At 52.7% G+C, this 21027-nt stretch carries 20 protein-coding genes; 11 read left to right on the top strand and 9 right to left on the bottom strand.

The genetic code is table 11. From position 1 onward, the window contains the following. Nucleotides 1–27 precede the first annotated feature (27 nt). From ACOTXR_RS07530 to ACOTXR_RS07495, 8 genes are all read right to left on the bottom strand, one after another. Entirely contained in the window at nt 28–1389 is a 1362-nt protein-coding gene (locus tag ACOTXR_RS07530; protein ID WP_058690558.1) for an MFS transporter, read from the bottom strand. Between the two features lie 149 nt (nt 1390–1538). After that, complete coding sequence (cyoE, locus tag ACOTXR_RS07525; RefSeq protein ID WP_014882769.1) at nt 1539–2426, bottom strand: heme o synthase; 888 nt, start codon at nt 2424–2426, stop codon at nt 1539–1541. Nucleotides 2427–2437: 11 nt separating this feature from the next. Further along, nucleotides 2438–2764, bottom strand: a complete 327-nt coding sequence (locus ACOTXR_RS07520; RefSeq protein ID WP_006176899.1) for a cytochrome o ubiquinol oxidase subunit IV — start codon at nt 2762–2764, stop codon at nt 2438–2440. Then, complete coding sequence (locus tag ACOTXR_RS07515) at nt 2764–3378, bottom strand: cytochrome o ubiquinol oxidase subunit III (RefSeq protein ID WP_008503324.1); 615 nt, start codon at nt 3376–3378, stop codon at nt 2764–2766. The genes ACOTXR_RS07520 and ACOTXR_RS07515 overlap by 1 nt, the downstream gene beginning before the upstream one ends. Then, nucleotides 3368–5359 (bottom strand): cytochrome o ubiquinol oxidase subunit I, encoded by a 1992-nt coding sequence (gene cyoB / locus ACOTXR_RS07510; protein WP_014168864.1) that lies wholly within the window; start codon nt 5357–5359, stop codon nt 3368–3370. The genes ACOTXR_RS07515 and cyoB overlap by 11 nt, the downstream gene beginning before the upstream one ends. Before the next feature lie 16 nt (nt 5360–5375). Then, entirely contained in the window at nt 5376–6323 is a 948-nt protein-coding gene (gene cyoA / locus ACOTXR_RS07505; protein ID WP_014882770.1) for a cytochrome o ubiquinol oxidase subunit II, read from the bottom strand. Nucleotides 6324–6799: 476 nt separating this feature from the next. Further along, a complete protein-coding gene (gene ampG / locus ACOTXR_RS07500; protein WP_023332233.1) occupies nt 6800–8275 on the bottom strand; it encodes a muropeptide MFS transporter AmpG in 1476 nt (491 codons plus the stop codon). Between the two features lie 45 nt (nt 8276–8320). After that, nucleotides 8321–8899, bottom strand: a complete 579-nt coding sequence (locus ACOTXR_RS07495; protein ID WP_058690559.1) for a lipoprotein — start codon at nt 8897–8899, stop codon at nt 8321–8323. A 305-nt stretch (nt 8900–9204) separates the two neighbouring features. Here ACOTXR_RS07495 and bolA point away from each other — a divergent pair, with 305 nt between their 5' ends. The 11 genes from bolA (at nt 9205) to ACOTXR_RS07440 (ending at nt 20283) form a co-directional block, all read left to right on the top strand. Continuing rightward, on the top strand, nt 9205–9522 hold the full coding sequence (gene bolA / locus ACOTXR_RS07490; protein ID WP_013095855.1) for a transcriptional regulator BolA: 318 nt from the start codon (nt 9205–9207) through the stop codon (nt 9520–9522). 330 nt (nt 9523–9852) lie between these two features. Further along, nucleotides 9853–11151: a trigger factor gene (gene tig, locus ACOTXR_RS07485; protein ID WP_014882773.1), complete on the top strand. Its 1299-nt coding sequence runs from the start codon at nt 9853–9855 to the stop codon at nt 11149–11151. 260 nt (nt 11152–11411) lie between these two features. After that, nucleotides 11412–12035: an ATP-dependent Clp endopeptidase proteolytic subunit ClpP gene (gene clpP / locus ACOTXR_RS07480; RefSeq protein WP_014069126.1), complete on the top strand. Its 624-nt coding sequence runs from the start codon at nt 11412–11414 to the stop codon at nt 12033–12035. 126 nt (nt 12036–12161) lie between these two features. After that, the gene (clpX, locus tag ACOTXR_RS07475) at nt 12162–13436 is read left to right on the top strand and encodes an ATP-dependent protease ATP-binding subunit ClpX (RefSeq protein ID WP_014882774.1); all 1275 of its coding nucleotides are present in this window, start codon (nt 12162–12164) and stop codon (nt 13434–13436) included. A gap of 183 nt (nt 13437–13619) precedes the next feature. Further along, on the top strand, nt 13620–15974 hold the full coding sequence (gene lon / locus ACOTXR_RS07470; RefSeq protein ID WP_014882775.1) for an endopeptidase La: 2355 nt from the start codon (nt 13620–13622) through the stop codon (nt 15972–15974). A 210-nt stretch (nt 15975–16184) separates the two neighbouring features. Next, nucleotides 16185–16457: a nucleoid-associated protein HU-beta gene (gene hupB, locus ACOTXR_RS07465; protein WP_002444653.1), complete on the top strand. Its 273-nt coding sequence runs from the start codon at nt 16185–16187 to the stop codon at nt 16455–16457. 212 nt (nt 16458–16669) lie between these two features. Beyond that, nucleotides 16670–18541, top strand: coding sequence for a peptidylprolyl isomerase (gene ppiD, locus ACOTXR_RS07460; RefSeq protein WP_058690560.1), 1872 nt, complete (start codon nt 16670–16672; stop codon nt 18539–18541). A gap of 148 nt (nt 18542–18689) precedes the next feature. Next, entirely contained in the window at nt 18690–19070 is a 381-nt protein-coding gene (locus tag ACOTXR_RS07455; protein WP_023332235.1) for a helix-hairpin-helix domain-containing protein, read from the top strand. Nucleotides 19071–19169: 99 nt separating this feature from the next. Next, entirely contained in the window at nt 19170–19568 is a 399-nt protein-coding gene (locus tag ACOTXR_RS07450; protein WP_014882778.1) for a YbgC/FadM family acyl-CoA thioesterase, read from the top strand. Nucleotides 19569–19616: 48 nt separating this feature from the next. Next, entirely contained in the window at nt 19617–19982 is a 366-nt protein-coding gene (locus tag ACOTXR_RS07445) for a type II toxin-antitoxin system RelE/ParE family toxin (protein WP_058690561.1), read from the top strand. Further along, complete coding sequence (locus ACOTXR_RS07440) at nt 19954–20283, top strand: addiction module antidote protein (protein WP_014882780.1); 330 nt, start codon at nt 19954–19956, stop codon at nt 20281–20283. The genes ACOTXR_RS07445 and ACOTXR_RS07440 overlap by 29 nt, the downstream gene beginning before the upstream one ends. Nucleotides 20284–20285: 2 nt before the next feature. On the opposite strand, the gene queC is transcribed toward ACOTXR_RS07440, so the two are convergent. Next, nucleotides 20286–20981, bottom strand: a complete 696-nt coding sequence (gene queC, locus ACOTXR_RS07435; protein ID WP_023332238.1) for a 7-cyano-7-deazaguanine synthase QueC — start codon at nt 20979–20981, stop codon at nt 20286–20288. Between the last annotated feature and the right edge of the window lie 46 nt (nt 20982–21027).

Below are 21027 nucleotides of genomic sequence, written 5' to 3'. Positions count from 1 at the left end.
AAAAAGCCCGGTTCAACCGGGCTTTTTTCATGCTTTCAGGGCCTGCTCCACTTCGAAGCGGTTGGTCATTTTGCTGTCTATCTTGACGTAAGCGCTGCGCTCTTCCGGGACAATCAGGACCTCCGTCACACCCTCTTTTGCTTCCAGACGCTGTTTCAGCGCGTCGCTAATCTGAACATCATCCGGGATTTCTACCCGCAGGCTGCTCACGTAGCGCGGCTCTTTCATGGTACTGGCGACCAGCAGCCAGACTGTCGCCAGCAGTGCGCCCGCGAGAAACACGGTTTGAGAGTCAAACAGACCGTCCACCCAGCCGCCAAGCGAGCCGCCAATGGCCACGCCGAGGAACTGGCTGGTGGAGTAGATGCCCATCGCCGTGCCTTTGTAACCGGCAGGGGACTCTTTGCTGATCAGCGACGGCAGCAGGGCTTCCATCAGGTTAAACGCCAGGAAGAACAGCTGCACGCCGGCAATCAGCTCCCAGAAGTGCGGGCCGGCACCCCAGAGCACAATCTCAGCTATCAGCAACAGTGCTACGCAGCCAATAAAGACGCGCTTCATCTTGCGCTTCACTTCAGCGTAGATGATGAATGGCACGACGGAAACAAAGGAAATCAGCATCGTGACCAGATAGATTTTCCAGTGCTCGGCTGCCGGGAAGCCCGCAGCGGCCAGCTGGCCGGGAAGGGCGACAAAGGTCGACATCAGCAGGATGTGCAGACACATAATGCCGAAGTTAAGCTTCAGCAGGCGTGGCTCAATCAGCACTTTGCTGAAGCAGCCCTTTACCATTCCCGATTCACGGTTGAGGACGTGGTTTTTGCTGTCCGGGACGACCCACAGGGTTAAGGCAATACCGAGGGTTGCCAGCACGGCAATCATCCAGAACAGCGCATGCAGGCCAAGCGCATGGGTGATTATCGGGCCCAGTACCATCGCAATGGCGAAGGTGACGCCAAAGCTAACGCCGATGAACGCCATCGCTTTAGTCCGGTTCTGTTCGCGGGTGAGATCGGACAACAGCGCCATCACGGCGGCAGCAATCGCGCCGGAGCCCTGAAGGGCGCGGCCAAGAATAATTCCCCAGATGGAGTGGGAGAGGGCGGCAATCACACTGCCCAGAACAAAAATAAGCAGGCCACCGACAATCAGCGGCTTGCGGCCAACCCGGTCAGAGAGCAGGCCAAACGGGATCTGGAAGACCGCCTGGGCCAGACCGTAAATGCCAATGGCCAGGCCAATCAATGCCTCGCTCGCCCCCTGCAGCGCCATGCCGTAGGTGGTCAGAACAGGCAGGACCATAAACATGCCGAGCATCCGTAGCGAGAAGACAGTCCCTAAGCCCCAGGTCGCGCGTAGCTCGCCTGGCGTCATTTTATAATCGTTCATTACCACCTCAGTTCAAAAGCAGGCCATAGTGTAGTGCGGGGAAGGGGCGGGGTAAATAAGGGCTTATTTAACAAATGTTACATGCGTTATTAATTGATTTTGTGAATAAAAAAGGGTGCCGAAGCACCCTTTTATTAACCTGTTGTCGCTTACCAGACGTAAGTCAGCAGGTTGTGCGAATCTGGCACCATGAAATCCACGGACATCATCACGGACAGAGAAGTGATGGCGACAATGGAGAACACAAACAGCTTACGTGCCCAGACTTTGTCATCTTCCACTTTGTATCCGCGCAGCGCCATGCCAAGCCACCAGACGCTCACCGCAGCCGCTACCGCCAGATATTTATACCCGGCGTAACCACCCAGAGAGAGCATCAGCGTTGCCACGGCAAAGGCGATGATGTAAAGCGTGATGTGGTTCTTGGCAACAGAAATGCCCTTCACGACCGGCAGAACCGGGATGTTCGCTGCCTGATAATCCTTAAAGCGGAAAATCGCGATGGCATAGGAGTGCGGCATCTGCCACAGGCTAAAGATAGCCAGCAGGATCAGCGCACCGCTGTCGAACTCGTTCGTGACGGCGCAGTAGCCAATCACCGGCGGCGCAGCGCCGGAGAGAGAACCAATCAGCGTGCCGTAGACGGAGTGACGTTTCATATACAGGCTGTAGACGCCCACATAGACCACGAACCCCATCACTCCCAGCCAGCAGGCCAGTGGGTTAGCACCAAACCACAGCAGCATAAAGCCAGCAATACCCAGCAAGGTGGCGTACACCAGCGAGACGGAAGGGGCGATCAGGCCTTTCACCAGCACCCGATTTTTGGTCCTTTCCATCTTCTTGTCGATATCCATGTCGATGTAGTTGTTAAATACACAACCGGACGCAACAACCAGTGACACACCGACCAGCGTGTAAATAAAGAGGGCGTAATCAATGCTGCCTTTAGAGGCCAGCAGGAACCCTCCGATCACGGAGATCAGGTTGCCAAAGATGATGCCTGGTTTCGTTACTTGCAGGTATTGCTTAAACATACTCGCCGCTCTTAGTGAACCATCATGTTGTAGTTGAGGTTCCACATAATCCAGATGGAACCGACTACCAGGATAGCGATGATAATCACGGTAAAGATAAAGGCCGTCATGTTCCAGCCTTCATCGGACTTGGTGTTCATGTGCAGGAAGCAAACCAGATGCACCAGAATCTGAATCACCGCGGTCACCAGGATTGCTCCCAGGATAACCGGTTTAGACGCAGAACCGCTCATCACCATCCAGAACGGGATCACCGTCAGGATGATCGACAGGATGAAACCTGTCATGTAGGTTTTTACGCTGCCATGGGAAGCGCCATGATCGTTAGAATGACTCATTACATCGCCCCCATCAGATAGACAACAGAGAACACACAGATCCACACCACGTCCAGGAAGTGCCAGAACAGGCTCAGGCACAGGATACGGGTACGGTTAGTGCTGGTCAGGCCGCGACGGGAGATCTGGAACATCAGTACTGCCATCCAGATCAGACCCGAGGTCACGTGCAGACCGTGGGTACCGACCAGCGCGAAGAACGCGGACAGGAAGCCACTGCGATCCGGACCAAAGCCTTCCATAATCAGGTGATGGAATTCATAGATTTCCATCCCGATAAATCCAGCACCAAACAGCCAGGTCAACGCCAGCCAGGAGACAACCTGGCTCTTGTTGTTTTTGTACATGGCGATAGCCGCCATGCCGTAGGTGATAGAGCTGAATAACAGCAGTGCGGTTTCAACCAGAACGAACGGCAGTTCAAAGATGTCCTTGCCGGTCGGGCCGCCCGCTGTGCCGTTCACCAGAACGGCATAGGTCGCGAACAGACAGCAGAACAGAATGCAGTCGCTCATCAGGTAGATCCAGAAACCGAAGACTTTGGTCGGTCCTGTATCGTGGTGCGCATGTTCATGCGCGTGGGCAGTTGAGTGCGCCAGAGTATCAGTTGCCATTTTTCAGCCCCGCTTTAGAAATCTCGTCGAAATGCTGATTTTCCAGCTTTTCAACTTCACGGACTGGTACGTAGTAGTCCACGTCCTCGTCAAAGCTCTTCACAATCCAGCTGATTACGATGCCAGCGAAGCCAACAATCGCCATCCACCAGATATGCCAGATCATTGCGAAACCAAATACCGTAGCGAAGGCGGCAATAACAATGCCCGCACCGCTGTTTTTCGGCATATGGATCTCTTCGTAATGAGCAGGTTGCTTGTACGCTTCACCTTTTTCTTTCATTTCCCAGAATGCGTCGCGTTCATGAACCTGCGGCACGATGGCAAAGTTATAGAAAGGCGGTGGAGAAGAGGTCGCCCACTCCAGCGTACGGCCACCCCATGGGTCACCGGTCAGGTCACGGTTCTGATCGCGGTCGCGAATAGACACGTAGAACTGAATCAGCTGAGACGCGATACCGCAGGCAATCAGCACCGCACCGCCCGCAGCAACCATCAGCATTGGGTGGAACTGCGGATCGATCTGCTGGCTCAGACGACGGGTCATACCCATGAAGCCCAGCACGTACAGCGGCATAAATGCCACGAAGAAGCCGATGATCCAGAACCAGAACGCGCGTTTACCCCATTTCTCGTTCAGCGTGAAGCCGAACGCTTTTGGCCACCAGTAGGTTACGCCAGCGAAGCAGCCGAAGACCACGCCACCGATGATAACGTTATGGAAGTGCGCAATCAGGAACAGACTGTTGTGCAGAACGAAGTCAGCACCTGGTACCGCCAGCAGTACACCGGTCATCCCACCTACGGAGAAGGTCACGATGAAGCCAATGGTCCACAGCATCGCTGAGTGGAACACGATACGGCCCTGGTACATGGTGAACAGCCAGTTGAAGATCTTCACCCCGGTCGGGATGGCGATAATCATGGTGGTGATACCGAAGAAGGCGTTTACGTTCGCGCCCGCACCCATGGTGAAGAAGTGGTGCAGCCAAACGATGAACGACAGAACGGTAATACACACGGTTGCCCACACCAGAGAGGTGTAACCAAACAGACGTTTACGCGAGAAGGTTGCCGCGATTTCGGAGAACACACCGAAGACAGGCAGAACCAGGATGTACACTTCCGGGTGACCCCAGGCCCAAATCAGGTTGATGTACATCATCATGTTGCCACCCATATCATTCGTGAAGAAATGGGTGCCCAGGTAGCGGTCCAGGGTCAGCAGCGCGATGGTGACGGTCAGAATTGGGAAAGAGGCAATAATCAGGATGTTGGCGCACAGAGATGCCCAGGTAAATACCGGCATCTTGAACATGGTCATGCCAGGGGCACGCATCTTGATAATGGTCACGAAGAAGTTGATACCGGTCAGGGTGGTACCGACACCGGAGAGCTGAAGCGCCCAGATCCAGTAGTCAACGCCAACGCCCGGACTGTACTCAATTCCTGATAGCGGCGGGTATGCCAGCCAGCCGGTCTGTGCGAATTCGCCCACACCCAGTGACAGGTTAACCAGGATAACGCCGACAACCGTGAACCAGAAGCTCAGGTTGTTCAGGAACGGGAACGCCACGTCGCGCGCGCCGATTTGCAGCGGAACGACCACGTTCATCAGACCGATAACCAGCGGCATCGCTACGAAGAAGATCATGATAACGCCGTGAGCGGTAAAGATCTGATCGTAGTGGTGCGGCGGCAGGAAGCCGGCTTCACCCGCAGAAGCGAGTGCCTGCTGGCTACGCATCATGATCGCATCCGCAAAGCCACGAATTAACATGACGATACCGACGATGCAGTACATGATACCGAGTTTTTTGTGGTCAACCGAAGTCAGCCACTCGTTCCACAGGTAGCTCCACTTACCGAAGTAAGTGATCAGGGCCAGTAAGGCCGCGCCACCAATGATAATTGCAGCCACCGTAACCACGATAATCGGTTCATGGTAGGGCACTGCATCCAGTGTCAATTTTCCGAACATTTTCTTCCTCGGCCCCTTAGTGAGCGGTTTCCGCGTGGCTCATGTCCATGCCTTCCATACCTTCATGCGCGCTGTGCTCGCCTTCAGGCTGGGTCATGTCCATGCTCTTGCCGTGATCCATAAATTTGCCAATGACATCTTTGAACAAATCAGGTTTCACATTAGAGAAGTACTCCACCTTGTTGTATTCGCTAGGTGCAGCCACTTTTTCGAACGCCGCCATGTCAGACATGGTGTTTGGAGACTGCTTCGCTTTTTCAACCCACTGGTCGAAAGCGGCACGGTCTGGCGTTGCAATAGCTTTGAACTTCATACCTGAGAAGCCCGGGCCGCTATAGCTGGCGGAGATACCATCATAGGTGCCTGCTTCATTCGCGATCAGATGCAGGTTAGTCTGCATACCGGCCATCGCGTAGATCTGGCTACCCAGACGTGGGATGAAGAAGGAGTTCATTACGGAGTTGGAGGTCACTTTGAACTGAACCGGAGTGTTCGCCGGGAAGGCGATTTCATTCACGGTAGCAATACCCTGCTCTGGATAGATGAAGAACCATTTCCAGTCCATGGAGACCACTTCAATGGTAATAGGTTTCTCATCGTGAACCAGTGGTTTGCTTGGCTCAAGTGCGTGAGTGGTTTTCCAGGTCAGTACGGCAAGGAACAGGATGATCAGAATAGGTACCGTCCAGACCACAGCTTCCACTTTATTGGAGTGTGACCAGTTAGGGCTATACTTCGCATCTTTATTGCTCGCACGATACTTCCAGGCGAAACCAACAGCCATCAAAATGGCAGGAATAACCACAATCAACATCAGGCCAAAAGCCGTCAGTATCAGTGAACGTTGTTCCAGTCCAATCTGTCCTTTGGGGTCTAGTAGTGCAGAATCGCAGCCACTGAGTAATACAGTGCCCGCGAATAATGACAACCATCCCAAACTTTTATTGTATTTCCCGAGTCTCATTTAACGACCTCAATTCCACGGAGTCTGGTGGCGTTTAAAGTGTGCGGGCATTTTACGGGAAGGTTACATTACTGTAAACATCATTAGGCCTGTGTCAGGAAGGTGTTACCGGGTTCTGCCGCACGTGTCACAAGTGTTGCAAATTATGTCGGTTTTTATGACAGAAGCCGCATGGCGTGGGCTTTATAACGAAAGGACCCCCAAGCATACCCTAAAAGGGGCAATTGGTATAACCATTGTTAAAAATAAACAAAAAATTAACAATTAATTATCAATAAAAAGACATCTAAAAAACGAAAAATCAAACTATCGGATGCTGAATCGTTTAATGAAAAATAGCGTTTTGGAACTGGAGCCAATAATTTCCAAATCCTATCCCGCACAAAACAACAAATATTTTTTGGGGGGCGCTGGCTATTTCGCCGTTATAATTTCGGTTGGTGATTACAACGGGAAATAACCTTTCGCATTTTTCTTCAGGTCATCTGCGTTTTACGCAACGCCATGAAATCGAGCAGACCCCCGGTCAGGATCCCGGCAATAGCCAGCAGGGCGCCCGCGTCCAGAAGAAGCGCTTCGAACGGGAGTGCCAGTGACGTGCTGGCGTTAATAATCAGCACCACAAGCCAGAGTGCCAGAGCAACGCAGCCCACCATTAACAGACGTAACGCAAAACGGTAGGCGGTATGATATTCGGTGCGCGGCATAAAGTGTTCGGTCCGCTGCGTATATTCCAGCGTCTGACGGCAGACCAGCAGCAATAAAATTCCCGGCACGGCAGCCACGACAGAGAAGAGATAAAACGTTGGCCAGCCGTGGGCTTCCACGAACCAGCCCGCAATCGGTCCAACGTACACGCGACCCACGGCAGAGAGCGCCGAGAGCAACGCAAACTGCGTAGCGGAAAATGATTTATTGCAAAGCGTCATCAACAGGGCAACAAATGCCGCGGTGCCCATGCCGCCGCAGAGGTTCTCGAAGAACACCGCCGCGGCCATGCTGATCATATGTTTATCGGTAATCGACAGCAGCCAGTAGCCCGCGTTAGAGGCTCCCTGAAGGATGCCGAAAATCAGTAGCGCGCGAAACAGGGTCAGGCGCTGCATCAGCACGCCGCCATACAGCGCGCCCACAATCGTCGCAAACAGTCCCAGCGTTTTGTTTACCACACCCACTTCACCGGCATCAAAACCGACACCGCGTATCAGGAAGGTGGTGGTCAGGCTCATGGCGAACGCATCCCCTAGCTTATAAAGGACGATGAGCAGCAGGATCAGCCAGGCATTGTTGCGACCAAAAAAGTCGCGCAGCGGTTCGGCCACGGCCTGCTCCAGCGAGCGGGGAACCGGAATGACATCGCTCGGTTCGGGAGCAAAGATCGTCGCGATAATGCACGGGATAAGCAGGGCGGCCATCAGCCAGTACATACCCTGCCAGCCGAGGTAACGGTCAGCCAGCCACAGTGCCAGTCCCCCGGAGACCAGCATCCCGAGGCGATAGCCCAGCACGCTGATTGCGGCACCGGCGCCGCGCTCTTCCGCAGGCAAAACGTCCGTCTTCCAGGCGTCAAAGACAATATCCTGGGAGGCGGAACAGAAGGCAATCACGACCGCAAGCGCGGCCATCCAGCGAAGCTGTGTGGTCGGCTCAAGAAAACCCATCGCCGCAATGGCCAGCAGCAGCAAGACTTGCGTCATCACTAACCAGCCGCGACGACGTCCCAGGAAAGGTGGCGTGTAGCGATCCATGACCGGAGACCACAGGAACTTAAAGACATAGGCCTGACCGACAAGCGAGAAGAAACCGATGGTTTTAAGGTCAATATTTTCGACCGTCATCCACGCCTGAAGCGTGCCGGAGGTGAGCGCGAGAGGTAAACCCGAGGCAAAGCCGAGGATCAGCAGAATCGCTGATTTCGGTTGCTGGAAAATGCGTAAGTAATGGCTGGACATGTTCTTATGAACTGACCCGGTGAAGCACCGGGTCAGTCGGCAGGATTAACGTGCGTTCTGCTTGATGAAGTCGTGGATGCTGGTGTCCTGCGCCATGTCGGAAATGGTATCCGTCAGCACGCTGTTAACCGCATCAGCAATATTTTTATTCGATGCCTGGAACGCGCCTTCGACAGAGTAGCTCGCACGGTAGTTTTTGGTCATCTTATTACCGTTTTTTGCGGTAGCATTGATGGCGATATCCGCTTTGGTCGCGATGTTGTAACGCACGTTGCCCTGAGACACGTCTGCGTACAGGTTGTTAACGATGATCTGCAGATCAACCGCACCGCTTGGGCCAATCATATAGCCGCGAGCGGTCATTTGCTTCTCGAGCACTTCCTGCAGCAGGAAACGCAGGTCGCGGGACGCGGTCAGGGTTACCTGCTGGTTATCGCGGGTCACTTTTGCCAGAGCCTGGTCCTGACGCTGATCGGCACCGTTAATGCTCACGGTGACGCCCATCAGGCTTGGATCCTGCTGAGGCAGCGTAATTTTTGGTGAGACATCAATGGTGGTAGGCGGGGTTGCACAGCCTGCCAGCATAAAAAGGGCTACCAACGGAAAGAAGAGTTTTTTTAACATTTTCGGGTTCTCAACGAATCGTAAGCATATAAAGAGAAAAATTGCCGTCATCATAACATCGCTAACGGCCAGGGGAAGTGGTCAACGCATGTAAATTCATCGCCTTGTCCGAAAACTGACCAACTCACCCATTTTCTCCTCTCGCGAATGACGAAAGGTATGAGTCTCGCAATGAACTTCATTCGTTTGAATGAGAAAATCAGACGAAAGCTAAATATTTGTTGTCAAGGTGTAATGGAAACGGTAAAAGCGGCTAACATTTAAAGGGATGGGTGACATCCTGGCGTTGTCGGAGGAGTAATTTCATGATGATACGTGAGCAGATAGAAGATAAATTAAGGGCAGCGTTCAACCCTGTGTTCCTCGAAGTCGTCGACGAGAGCTATCGTCATAACGTGCCGGCAGGTTCTGAAAGCCACTTCAAAGTGGTTCTGGTTAGCGATCGCTTCACGGGAGAACGTTTCCTGAACCGACACCGCTTGATCTACAGCACCTTGACGGAAGAACTCTCCACCACCGTGCATGCGCTGGCACTGCATACCTACACCATTAAGGAATGGGAAGGCTTGCAGGATACGGTTTTCGCATCACCGCCGTGTCGCGGTGCAGGCACCATCGCCTGATAAATCGGATTTGCAACGGCTGGAGCTTTTCCAGTATGTTGCTTACAGATTTCCTCAAAACGGCCTCCGGGCCGTTTTGTTTTGTCTGAGTTTTGAGCGGATGGAGCGATTTTAAGGCTAAAAATAGCCTTAAAGTGTGAAAAAAGCCGCAGCAACATGCCCCAACCGTTCTCGACTCACCTAAGTGATGCCGCTATAATGCCGCGTCTTATTGAATGTCTTCGGGATGATTCTGGCGACAGGGAATGTGAATCTGCACTAAGAGAGCATCCCGGTATAACAGACAGATTCAGAGTTGACCGAGCACTGTGATTTTTTTGAGGTAACAAGATGCAAGTTTCAGTTGAAACCACTCAAGGCCTTGGCCGCCGTGTAACGATTACTATCGCTGCTGACAGCATCGAAACTGCTGTGAAAAGCGAGCTGGTCAACGTAGCAAAAAAAGTACGTATTGACGGCTTCCGTAAGGGCAAAGTTCCAATGAATGTTGTTGCTCAGCGTTATGGCGCCTCTGTGCGTCAGGATGTGCTGGGTGAACTGATGAGCCGCAACTTTATTGATGCGATCATCAAAGAAAAAATCAATCCGGCCGGCGCGCCAAACTACGTTCCAGGCGAATACAAACTGGGCGAAGACTTCACTTACTCCGTAGAGTTCGAAGTGTACCCGGAAGTTGAGCTGAAAGGTCTGGAATCTATCGAAGTTGAAAAACCGATTGTCTCCGTGACTGACGAAGATGTTGACGGCATGCTGGACACCCTGCGCAAGCAGCAGGCGAACTGGAAAGAGAAAGAAGGCGCTGTTGACGCGGAAGACCGTGTGACCATCGACTTCACCGGTTCTGTAGACGGCGAAGAGTTTGAAGGCGGCAAAGCGTCTGACTTCGTACTGGCAATGGGCCAGGGTCGTATGATCCCAGGCTTCGAAGACGGTATCAAAGGCCACAAGGCTGGCGAAGAGTTCACTATCGACGTGACCTTCCCTGAAGAATACCACGCTGAAAACCTGAAAGGTAAAGCAGCGAAGTTCGTGATCAACCTGAAGAAAGTGGAAGAGCGCGAACTGCCAGAACTGACTGAAGAATTCATCAAGCGTTTCGGCGTGGAAGATGGTTCAGTTGCTGGCCTGCGTACCGAAGTGCGTAAAAACATGGAGCGCGAGCTGAACGGTGCTGTGCGTAACCGTGTGAAATCTCAGGCGATTGAAGGTCTGGTGAAAGCGAACGATATCGACGTTCCTGCAGCCCTGATCGACAGCGAAATCGACGTGCTGCGCCGTCAGGCTGCACAGCGTTTTGGTGGCAACCAGCAGCAAGCGATGGAACTGCCACGCGAGCTGTTTGAAGAGCAAGCGAAACGTCGCGTTGTTGTTGGCCTGCTGCTGGGCGAAGTGATTCGTACCCACGAGCTGAAAGCTGACGAAGAGCGCGTGAAAGGCCTGATCGAAGAGATGGCTTCTGCATACGAAGATCCATCAGAAGTGATCGAGTTCTACGGTAAGAACAAAGAGCTGATGGACAACATGCGCAACGTCGCACTGGAAGAGCAGGCTGTTGAAGCGGTTCTGGCGAAAGCGAAAGTGACCGAAAAAGCGACCTCTTTCAACGAACTGATGAACCAGCAGGCGTAATAACGCCCTAACGGTTTAAAGTTTGACCAAAAAACCCGTTGCCCTCCGGCGACGGTTTTTTTTTATCGCAGCTTTAGTCCTGGAAGGGTGCTAAAACGCCCTTTCAGTGTTAGCGTTACAACAAAAGGTTGTTATGCTTGAAATAGGGCGTGGCGAACCCCATAAGTATGTAATCACGATGATTGAGACTGGCTGATAATCCGTCCATAAGGTTACAATCAGTACAGCAGGTGTTTTCAATTTTGAACCAGGAGACGGAAATGTCATACAGTGGCGAACGAGATAACTTTGCACCCCATATGGCGCTGGTGCCAATGGTTATTGAACAGACCTCACGTGGTGAGCGTTCTTTCGATATCTATTCCCGTCTGCTCAAGGAACGCGTTATCTTTCTGACCGGCCAGGTAGAAGACCATATGGCTAACCTGATCGTAGCGCAGATGCTGTTCCTGGAAGCGGAAAACCCGGAAAAAGACATTTACCTGTACATCAACTCGCCAGGCGGTGTGATTACGGCGGGTATGTCCATTTATGACACCATGCAATTCATCAAGCCAGATGTCAGCACGATCTGTATGGGTCAGGCTGCATCCATGGGTGCCTTCCTGTTAACCGCAGGGGCGAAAGGTAAGCGTTTCTGCCTGCCTAACTCCCGTGTGATGATTCACCAGCCGCTGGGTGGTTACCAGGGGCAGGCGACGGATATCGAAATCCACGCCCGCGAAATTCTGAAAGTAAAAGCGCGCATGAATGAACTTATGGCGCAGCATACAGGTCAATCTCTCGAGCAGATCGAGCGCGATACCGAGCGCGATCGCTTCCTCTCTGCTCCAGAGGCAGTTGAGTACGGCTTAGTCGACTCCGTATTGACCCATCGTAATTGATGCCCGCGACGCGAGTGTGCCGCTATACTAAGGTAGGGCGGCACGCTGCTTTAAGCAGTACGCGTCTTAGAATGGCATTTGCGTCGTCATGTGCGGCACAAAGAACTTAAAAAGAGGTTTGGACTCATGACAGATAAACGCAAAGATGGTTCGGGCAAACTGCTGTACTGCTCTTTTTGCGGCAAAAGCCAGCATGAAGTGCGTAAACTGATTGCCGGGCCGTCCGTGTATATCTGCGACGAATGTGTTGATTTATGTAACGACATCATTCGCGAAGAGATTAAAGAAGTTGCGCCGCACCGTGAGCGTAGCGCATTGCCAACGCCGCATGAAATTCGTCATCACCTTGACGACTATGTCATCGGACAAGAGCAGGCGAAGAAAGTGCTGGCGGTAGCGGTATATAACCACTACAAACGTCTGCGTAACGGCGACACCAGTAATGGCGTAGAACTGGGTAAAAGTAACATCCTGCTGATCGGACCGACGGGTTCCGGTAAAACGTTGCTGGCGGAAACCCTGGCGCGCCTGCTGGATGTTCCGTTTACCATGGCCGATGCCACCACCCTGACCGAAGCCGGTTATGTGGGTGAAGACGTTGAGAACATCATTCAGAAACTGCTGCAGAAGTGCGATTACGACGTACAGAAAGCACAGCGCGGCATTGTTTATATTGATGAGATCGACAAGATCTCCCGTAAATCAGACAACCCGTCCATCACCCGCGACGTGTCGGGTGAAGGCGTGCAGCAGGCGCTGCTGAAGTTGATCGAAGGTACGGTTGCCGCCGTTCCACCGCAGGGGGGGCGTAAGCATCCTCAGCAGGAGTTCCTGCAGGTTGATACCTCCAAGATCCTGTTCATCTGTGGCGGTGCGTTTGCCGGTCTGGATAAAGTCATTTCCCACCGTGTTGAAACCGGCTCCGGCATTGGTTTCGGCGCAACGGTAAAAGCCTCGTCCGAAAAACCGAACGAAGGTGAACTGCTTTCGCAGGTTGAACCTGAAGATCTGATCAAATTCGGTCTGATTCCTGAGTTCATTGGCCGTCTGCCCGTTGTGGCCACGCTGAATGAGCTGAGTGAAGAGGCGCTGATTCAGATCCTGAAAGAGCCGAAAAATGCGCTGACCAAGCAGTACCAGGCGCTGTTCAATCTGGAAGGGGTTGACCTTGAATTCCGTGACGAAGCGCTTGATGCGATTGCTAAGAAAGCGATGATCCGTAAAACCGGTGCGCGTGGTCTGCGTTCAATCGTTGAAGCGGCGCTGCTCGATACCATGTACGATCTGCCGTCGATGGAAGATGTTGAGAAAGTGGTTATCGACGAGTCCGTAATCAGCGGCCAAACCAAGCCGCTGCTGATTTACGGTAAACCGGAAGCCCAGCAGGCATCTGGCGAATAATTCACCAAATCATACAAGCAGTTAATTAAAAAGGGGGGATTTTATCTCCCCTTTACTTTTTCCGTATTCATAGCGTTGAATGTGTGGGAAACATCCCCATATACTGGATACATGTTAATGGTTATGTGAAGTACAGTGACATGACCAGCTTACCTGGCGGACACTAAACTAAGAGAGAGCTCTATGAATCCTGAGCGTTCTGAACGCATTGAAATCCCCGTATTGCCGTTGCGCGATGTGGTGGTTTATCCGCACATGGTCATACCCTTGTTTGTAGGGCGGGAAAAATCTATCCGTTGCCTCGAAGCCGCCATGGATCATGATAAAAAAATCATGCTGGTAGCACAGAAAGAAGCATCGACGGATGAGCCGGGTGTAAACGATCTTTTCACCGTCGGGACCGTGGCCTCTATTTTGCAGATGCTGAAGCTGCCTGACGGCACCGTGAAGGTGCTGGTCGAAGGGCTGCAGCGTGCGCGTATTACCACTCTGTCAGATGACGGCGAACACTTCTCTGCCAAGGCAGAGTACCTTGATTCGCCTGAGCTTGATGAGCGCGAGCAGGAAGTGCTGGTGCGCACCGCAATTAGCCAGTTTGAAGGCTATATCAAGCTGAATAAAAAAATCCCACCAGAAGTGCTGACGTCGCTGAACAGCATCGACGATCCCGCGCGTCTGGCGGACACCATCGCAGCACACATGCCGCTGAAGCTGGCTGACAAACAGTCCGTGCTGGAAATGTCGGACGTTAACGAACGTCTGGAATACCTGATGGCGATGATGGAGTCTGAAATCGATCTGCTGCAGGTTGAGAAACGTATTCGCAACCGCGTCAAAAAGCAGATGGAGAAATCTCAGCGTGAGTACTATCTGAATGAGCAAATGAAAGCGATTCAGAAAGAGCTCGGCGAGATGGACGACGCGCCGGACGAAAACGAAGCGCTGAAGCGTAAAATCGACGCGGCGAAGATGCCGAAAGAGGCGAAAGAGAAAGCCGAAGCAGAATTGCAGAAGCTGAAAATGATGTCTCCAATGTCGGCTGAAGCAACCGTCGTACGCGGCTACATTGAGTGGATGGTGCAGGTTCCGTGGAACGCCCGCAGCAAGGTCAAAAAAGACCTGCGTCAGGCGCAGGAGATCCTGGATACCGACCACTACGGCCTGGAACGCGTGAAAGACCGCATTCTTGAGTACCTCGCGGTACAAAGCCGTGTAAACAAAATCAAAGGCCCAATTCTGTGTCTGGTAGGACCGCCGGGGGTGGGTAAAACCTCTCTGGGACAGTCCATCGCCAAAGCGACCGGACGTAAGTATATCCGTATGGCGCTGGGCGGCGTACGCGATGAAGCGGAAATCCGCGGTCACCGTCGTACCTACATCGGTTCTATGCCGGGTAAACTGATCCAGAAAATGGCGAAAGTGGGCGTTAAAAACCCGCTGTTCCTGCTTGATGAGATCGACAAAATGTCTTCGGACATGCGTGGCGATCCGGCCTCTGCACTGCTGGAAGTACTTGATCCAGAACAGAACGTGGCGTTCAGCGATCACTACCTGGAAGTGGACTACGACCTGAGCGATGTGATGTTCGTGGCAACCTCCAACTCCATGAACATTCCGGCCCCGCTGCTGGACCGTATGGAAGTGATCCGCCTCTCCGGTTACACCGAAGACGAGAAGCTGAATATCGCGAAACAGCACCTGCTGCCGAAACAGATTGAGCGTAACGCACTGAAAGCCAACGAACTGACTGTCGAGGACAGCGCGATTATCGGCATCATTCGCTATTACACCCGTGAAGCGGGCGTGCGTAGCCTTGAGCGTGAAATCTCTAAACTGTGCCGCAAGGCGGTGAAACAGCTGCTGCTGGATAAGAGCCTGAAACACATTGTGATCAACGGCGACAATCTGCATGCCTACCTGGGCGTTCAGCGCTTCGACTACGGTCGTGCGGATAATGAAAACCGCGTAGGCCAGGTGACCGGTCTGGCATGGACGGAAGTGGGCGGCGATCTGCTGACCATCGAAACCGCCTGTGTACCGGGTAAAGGCAAGCTGACCTACACCGGCTCGCTGGGTGAAGTGATGCAGGAGTCCATTCAGGCGGCGCTGACCGTGGTGCGCGCGCGCGCGGAAAAACTGGGGATTAACCCGGATTTCTACGAAAAACGCGACATCCACGTTCACGTCCCGGAAGGGGCGACGCCGAAAGATGGTCCAAGCGCGGGTATTGCCATGTGTACGGCGCTGGTCTCCTGTCTGACAGGCAACCCGGTACGCGCTGATGTGGCAATGACCGGTGAAATCACCCTGCGTGGTCAGGTTCTGCCTATCGGCGGGTTAAAAGAAAAACTGCTGGCGGCACACCGTGGTGGGATCAAAACCGTATTGATTCCTTACGAGAATAAACGCGATCTGGAAGAGATTCCGGACAACGTGATTGCCGATCTGCAGATTCATCCTGTTAAGCGAATTGAGGAAGTTCTTACTCTCGCATTGCAGAATGAGCCGTCCGGAATGCAGGTTGTAACCGCAAAATAGTGACCTCGCGCAAAGAGCGTCAATAAAAACAAGGCTGGTAAGGCATTTCGCACTTGCCAGCCTTTTTTTGTATAGCTAATTTAGATTGCTGATTAGGTCAGCCATCAACAACGGGTGTTGTAAGGTCATGGCAGGCCTGATATAACTGCTGCGCGGTCGCGTTGTGAAGGACTCAGGCGCGATATAAATTATAAAGAGAGGAAGAGAACAGTGAATAAATCTCAACTGATTGACAAAATTGCTGCTGGTGCTGATATTTCTAAAGCTGCAGCTGGACGTGCGTTAGATGCATTAATTGCTTCTGTTACTGAATCTCTGCAGGCTGGAGACGACGTTGCACTGGTAGGCTTCGGTACTTTTGCTGTTAAAGAGCGTGCTGCCCGTACTGGCCGCAACCCTCAGACCGGTAAAGAGATCACCATTGCTGCTGCTAAAGTGCCGGGTTTCCGTGCAGGTAAAGCGCTGAAAGACGCAGTAAATTGATTGCTTTCCCGTTTCAGGGAAGCCGGAAAGTACAAGGGCGCATCATTTGATGTGCCTTTTTTGTTTGTCCAGACCTGATTTGTGCGAGTTTATGCGAGTTGTGGGCTGACAATCGCCCCGTTTTCTTGTCACAATACGCCTTTACGCGCGACGGGCAGGATTTTCCGTCAGCGTCAGGTAACCAGTCACCTACAGCGGAGTGTTGTTACACCATGATGGACAGCTTACGCACGGCTGCTAACAGTCTCGTGCTCAAGATTATTTTCGGTATCATTATCGTGTCGTTCATATTGACCGGCGTGAGCAGTTACCTTATTGGCGGTGGCGCGAACTATGCCGCAAAAGTGAATGGCCAGGAGATCAGCCGTGGTCAGTTCGAGAATGCTTTTGCCGGTGAACGTAACCGTATGCAGCAACAGCTGGGCGACCAATTCTCTGAACTGGCGGCGAATGAAGGGTATATGAAGACCCTGCGCCAACAGACGCTGAACCGTCTTATCGACGAAGCGTTGCTGGATCAGTATGCCAAAAAGCTGGGTCTTGGCATCAGCGATGAGCAGGTGAAAAAAGCGATCTTCGCCACTCAGGCCTTCCAGTCAAACGGTAAATTCGACAACGCCCGTTACAATAGCATCGTCAACCAGATGGGTATGACGGCTGACCAATACGCTCAGGCGCTGCGTAACCAACTGACCACTCAGCAGCTTATCAATGCCGTTGTGGGCACCGATTTCATGCTCAAAGGTGAGACGGAAGAGCTGGCCGCGCTGGTGGCGCAGCAGCGCGTTGTCCGTGAAGCGACCATTGATGTTAACGCCCTGGCGGCCAAACAGCAGGTCAGCGACGCGGAACTGAACGCCTGGTACGAGCAGAACAAAAATACCTTCGTTTCTCCAGAGCAGTTCCGCGTGAGCTACATCAAGCTGGATGCTGCCGGGCTGCAGGAAACGGCGTCTGATACAGAAATTCAGTCTTACTACGATCAGCATCAGGATCAGTTCACTCAGCCGCAGCGTAACCGCTACAGCGTGATTCAGACTAAAACCGAGGCTGACGCCAAAGCGGTACTGGATGAGCTGAATAAAGGGGCTGATTTCGCCACCCTCGCGAAAGCAAAATCCACCGATATTATCTCTGCCAAAAACGGCGGTGATATGGGCTGGCTGGAAGACGCAACCACGCCGGACGAACTGAAAAATGCGGGTCTGAAAGAGAAAGGCCAGCTTTCTGGTGTCATTAAGTCTTCCGTTGGTTTCCTGGTCGCGCGTCTGGACGACATCACCGCGGCGAAAACCAAGCCGCTGGCTGACGTTCGTGATGATATCGCGGCGAAAGTGAAACAGGAAAAAGCGCTCGATGCCTACTACGCACTTCAACAGAAGGTGAGCGATGCCGCCAGCAACTACAACGAATCGCTGGCGGGTGCTGAGCAGGCTGCTGGGGTGAAAGCGGTTGAGACGGGCTGGTTTGGTCGTGACAACCTGCCGGAAGAGCTGAACTTTAAACCGGTTTCAGACGCCATCTTTAACGGTGGTCTGGTGGGCGAGAACGGCACGCCAGGCAGCAACTCTGACATCATTACCGTCGACGGTGACCGTGCGTTCGTGCTGCGCGTCAGCGAGCACAAGCCGGAAGCGGTCAAACCGCTGGCAGAAGTGAAGGATCAGGTTGCCGCTCAGGTTAAGCACAACAAAGCGGAACAGCAGGCGAAACTGGATGCTGAGAAGATTCTGGCTGATCTGAAAGCGGGCAAAGACGATGCGCTGAAAGCAGCAGGCCTGAGCTTCGGTGAAGCGAAAACGCTGAGCCGTACCGGTCAGGACCCCATCAGCCAGGCTGCGTTTGGCCTGACTCTGCCTGCGAAGGACAAACCAAGCTTCGGCACCACCACCGATATGCAGGGTAACGTTGTTCTGCTGGCGCTGGACGAAGTAAAAGCCGGTACCCTGCCAGAAGCGCAGAAGAAGGCGATGGTTCAGGGCATTACCCAGAACAATGCTCAGATTGCTTTCGAAGCCATGATGAGCAACCTGCGTAAAGATGCCAAAATCAAGCTGGGCGATGTGATGACTCAGCAGCAATAATTACGTCTCTGCTCGCAGATTTTCGTAACGCTCTGCAAAAACTAAAGGCCGCTTTCGCGGCCTTTTCCATTTCTGCAATCTGCCGTTTGTAGCTGTTTTTCCGGGCGGCTATCGTGACGTGGCTGTCAACAAACAAGGAGAAAACAGCATGAAATGTGGAATCAAATCACTGTTAATTGCGCTGGCTATTGCCACCACCGGGATGACCACGAGTGCGCTGGCCGCGACGCCCGCAGCCAAAGCACAGACGGTACAGAGCAAGTCTGACGCCTCAGCGTCAGTGCAAGGGCAATCCAAAGCGGCTGATGCCGGCAAAACGGCGGATGATGACGGTTCGCGGGTCAGTATCAATTCGGCCTCTGCGGAAGATCTCGCCCGCGCAATGAACGGTGTCGGCCTGAAAAAAGCACAGGCCATCGTCAGCTACCGCGAAGAGTATGGTCCTTTCAAAACTGTCGACGACCTCAAACAGGTGCCGGGCATGGGCAGCGCGCTGGTGGAGCGTAACCTCTCACACCTGACGTTGTAATCTCACAATTACTTGCACTGCGGCGATAATTTGCCAGGATAAAGAGGTCATACCAGTTATGACCTCTGATCCTATAACAACAGTAAAGGCTATTGCGCTATGCAGACAAAAATCAAAGTACGTGGTTACCACCTTGATGTTTACCAGCACGTTAACAACGCCCGCTATCTTGAGTTCCTTGAAGAAGCGCGCTGGGACGGGCTGGAAAACAGCGAAAGCTTTCAGTGGTTGACCGCGCATAACATCGCGTTCGTGGTCGTCAATATCAACATCAACTACCGCCGCCCGGCCGTGCTGGGTGATGTACTCACGGTGACCAGTCAGGTGCAACAGCTCAACGGCAAGAGTGGTGTATTAAGCCAGGTGGTGACGCTTGATCCTGAAGGGCAGGTGGTGGCTGATGCACTGATCACCTTTGTCTGTATCGATCTGAAAACCCAGAAGGCTCTGCCGCTGGAAGGGGCATTGCGGGAGAAGCTGGAGCTGATGATCGTTTAGAAATTTTGTCTTTTATAAAAGACAAAACGTTTTTCCAGGGATAGAATCATGGACAGGGACTACGTTGTTGCACGCTACCGTACCCGTGACGGAAAAGTGCCATTTGAGGAGTGGGTAGCGAAGATGAAGCGAAAGGATCCGGAATTAGTGTTTCGGATTCTTTTGCGAATTGACCGTGCAGAGAAAGGGAATTTCGGCGATTACCGGTATCTCAGAGATGGTATCTGGGAATTGAAAATTGATTGTGGTCCCGGATATCGAATCTATTTTGCAGTACAACATCGGGAGATCCTATTGTTGCTGATTGGGGGTGACAAAAAGAGTCAAAGGACCGATGTGAAACTGGCAATTGATTACTGGAATGACCATCAAAAGGAGAAATCCGATGAGCAAAAGCGAACGAAAATTCTCTAGCTCCGTCAGTCACGATGAAGCCGTCGTAAAAATGCTTCGCGAAAACCCTTCCTACGCTCAGCTATATCTGCAGGTTGCGTTGGATGAGATTTATGAAGACCAGGGAATCCCTGCATACTTAATCGCGCTAAGACGTGTTATCGAATCCCGCGGTGGCATAGGTGAAATTGCTGCCAAATCCGGTCTGTCCCGCCAACAGTTATACCGAACCTTATCTGACAACGGTAACCCAACGCTGACGACGCTAATGAAAGTGACTCGTGCTGCCGGCGTAAAACTGTTCGACAGCACGGTTAAGTAGCGTTATTTAAGCCCGGTCTTTTGCTTCATTGCGGCCATCACGCCAACTTTATCGGCCAGATAGTGGTTCAGCCCGTTAGCGCGAAGATTACAGGCCGCGCACTGGCCGCAACCGTCGCCTTTGATGCCGTTATAGCAGGTGAGGGTTTCACTGCGAACCAGATCCAGCTTGCCCCAGTAGTCCGCCAGGGCCCAGGTTTCGGCTTTATCCAGCCACATCAACGGCGTCTCAAAGCGCGTCTCTTTCGCCATGCCCAGATTGACGGCGTGGTTTAATGCTTTCACGAATTCGTCACGGCAGTCCGGGTAGCCGGAGAAGTCTGTTTCGCATACGCCAGTGATTACCGCTTCGGCTTTCACCTGGTAGGCGTAGATCGCCGTCAGGGTCAGAAACAGAATATTGCGGCCCGGTACGAAGGTATTCGGAATGCCGCTGGCATCGGGTTCATAATCCGGTACAGGAATGCTGTCGCGGGTGAGGCTACTGACAGCCAGTTCATTTAACAGCGTAACGTCCAGCACCTTGTGCGCGCGTGCCCCCAGTTTGAGGGCCAGTTCACGGGCAACGTCGATTTCAGCGCGGTGGCGCTGACCATAATCGAAGGTCACACAGTGAACTTCATCATACTGATGAAGGGCCTGAACCAGGCAAGTAGTAGAGTCTTGTCCTCCGCTGAACACGACGACGGCACGTTTCATAAATCATCTCAACAGTTACGGTAAAAACGTTATGTTACCGCCTGGC

The organism is Enterobacter cloacae complex sp. IR53030, assembly GCF_049238365.1.
GTDB classification, from domain to species: Bacteria; Pseudomonadota; Gammaproteobacteria; order Enterobacterales; family Enterobacteriaceae; genus Enterobacter; species Enterobacter kobei.
This window is presented reverse-complemented; position numbering and strand designations above follow the sequence as displayed.

Excerpts from the sequence above, each read along its gene's own strand:
- ACOTXR_RS07530 (WP_058690558.1), bottom strand. The coding sequence starts at position 1,389 with ATGAACGATTATAAAATGACGCCAGGCGAGCTACGCGCGACCTGGGGC.
- cyoE (WP_014882769.1), bottom strand. The coding sequence starts at position 2,426 with ATGTTTAAGCAATACCTGCAAGTAACGAAACCAGGCATCATCTTTGGC.
- ACOTXR_RS07520 (WP_006176899.1), bottom strand. The coding sequence starts at position 2,764 with ATGAGTCATTCTAACGATCATGGCGCTTCCCATGGCAGCGTAAAAACC.
- ACOTXR_RS07515 (WP_008503324.1), bottom strand. The coding sequence starts at position 3,378 with ATGGCAACTGATACTCTGGCGCACTCAACTGCCCACGCGCATGAACAT.
- cyoB (WP_014168864.1), bottom strand. The coding sequence starts at position 5,359 with ATGTTCGGAAAATTGACACTGGATGCAGTGCCCTACCATGAACCGATT.
- cyoA (WP_014882770.1), bottom strand. The coding sequence starts at position 6,323 with ATGAGACTCGGGAAATACAATAAAAGTTTGGGATGGTTGTCATTATTC.
- ampG (WP_023332233.1), bottom strand. The coding sequence starts at position 8,275 with ATGTCCAGCCATTACTTACGCATTTTCCAGCAACCGAAATCAGCGATT.
- ACOTXR_RS07495 (WP_058690559.1), bottom strand. The coding sequence starts at position 8,899 with ATGTTAAAAAAACTCTTCTTTCCGTTGGTAGCCCTTTTTATGCTGGCA.
- bolA (WP_013095855.1), top strand. The coding sequence starts at position 9,205 with ATGATGATACGTGAGCAGATAGAAGATAAATTAAGGGCAGCGTTCAAC.
- tig (WP_014882773.1), top strand. The coding sequence starts at position 9,853 with ATGCAAGTTTCAGTTGAAACCACTCAAGGCCTTGGCCGCCGTGTAACG.
- clpP (WP_014069126.1), top strand. The coding sequence starts at position 11,412 with ATGTCATACAGTGGCGAACGAGATAACTTTGCACCCCATATGGCGCTG.
- clpX (WP_014882774.1), top strand. The coding sequence starts at position 12,162 with ATGACAGATAAACGCAAAGATGGTTCGGGCAAACTGCTGTACTGCTCT.
- lon (WP_014882775.1), top strand. The coding sequence starts at position 13,620 with ATGAATCCTGAGCGTTCTGAACGCATTGAAATCCCCGTATTGCCGTTG.
- ppiD (WP_058690560.1), top strand. The coding sequence starts at position 16,670 with ATGATGGACAGCTTACGCACGGCTGCTAACAGTCTCGTGCTCAAGATT.
- ACOTXR_RS07455 (WP_023332235.1), top strand. The coding sequence starts at position 18,690 with ATGAAATGTGGAATCAAATCACTGTTAATTGCGCTGGCTATTGCCACC.
- ACOTXR_RS07450 (WP_014882778.1), top strand. The coding sequence starts at position 19,170 with ATGCAGACAAAAATCAAAGTACGTGGTTACCACCTTGATGTTTACCAG.
- ACOTXR_RS07445 (WP_058690561.1), top strand. The coding sequence starts at position 19,617 with ATGGACAGGGACTACGTTGTTGCACGCTACCGTACCCGTGACGGAAAA.
- ACOTXR_RS07440 (WP_014882780.1), top strand. The coding sequence starts at position 19,954 with ATGAGCAAAAGCGAACGAAAATTCTCTAGCTCCGTCAGTCACGATGAA.
- queC (WP_023332238.1), bottom strand. The coding sequence starts at position 20,981 with ATGAAACGTGCCGTCGTCGTGTTCAGCGGAGGACAAGACTCTACTACT.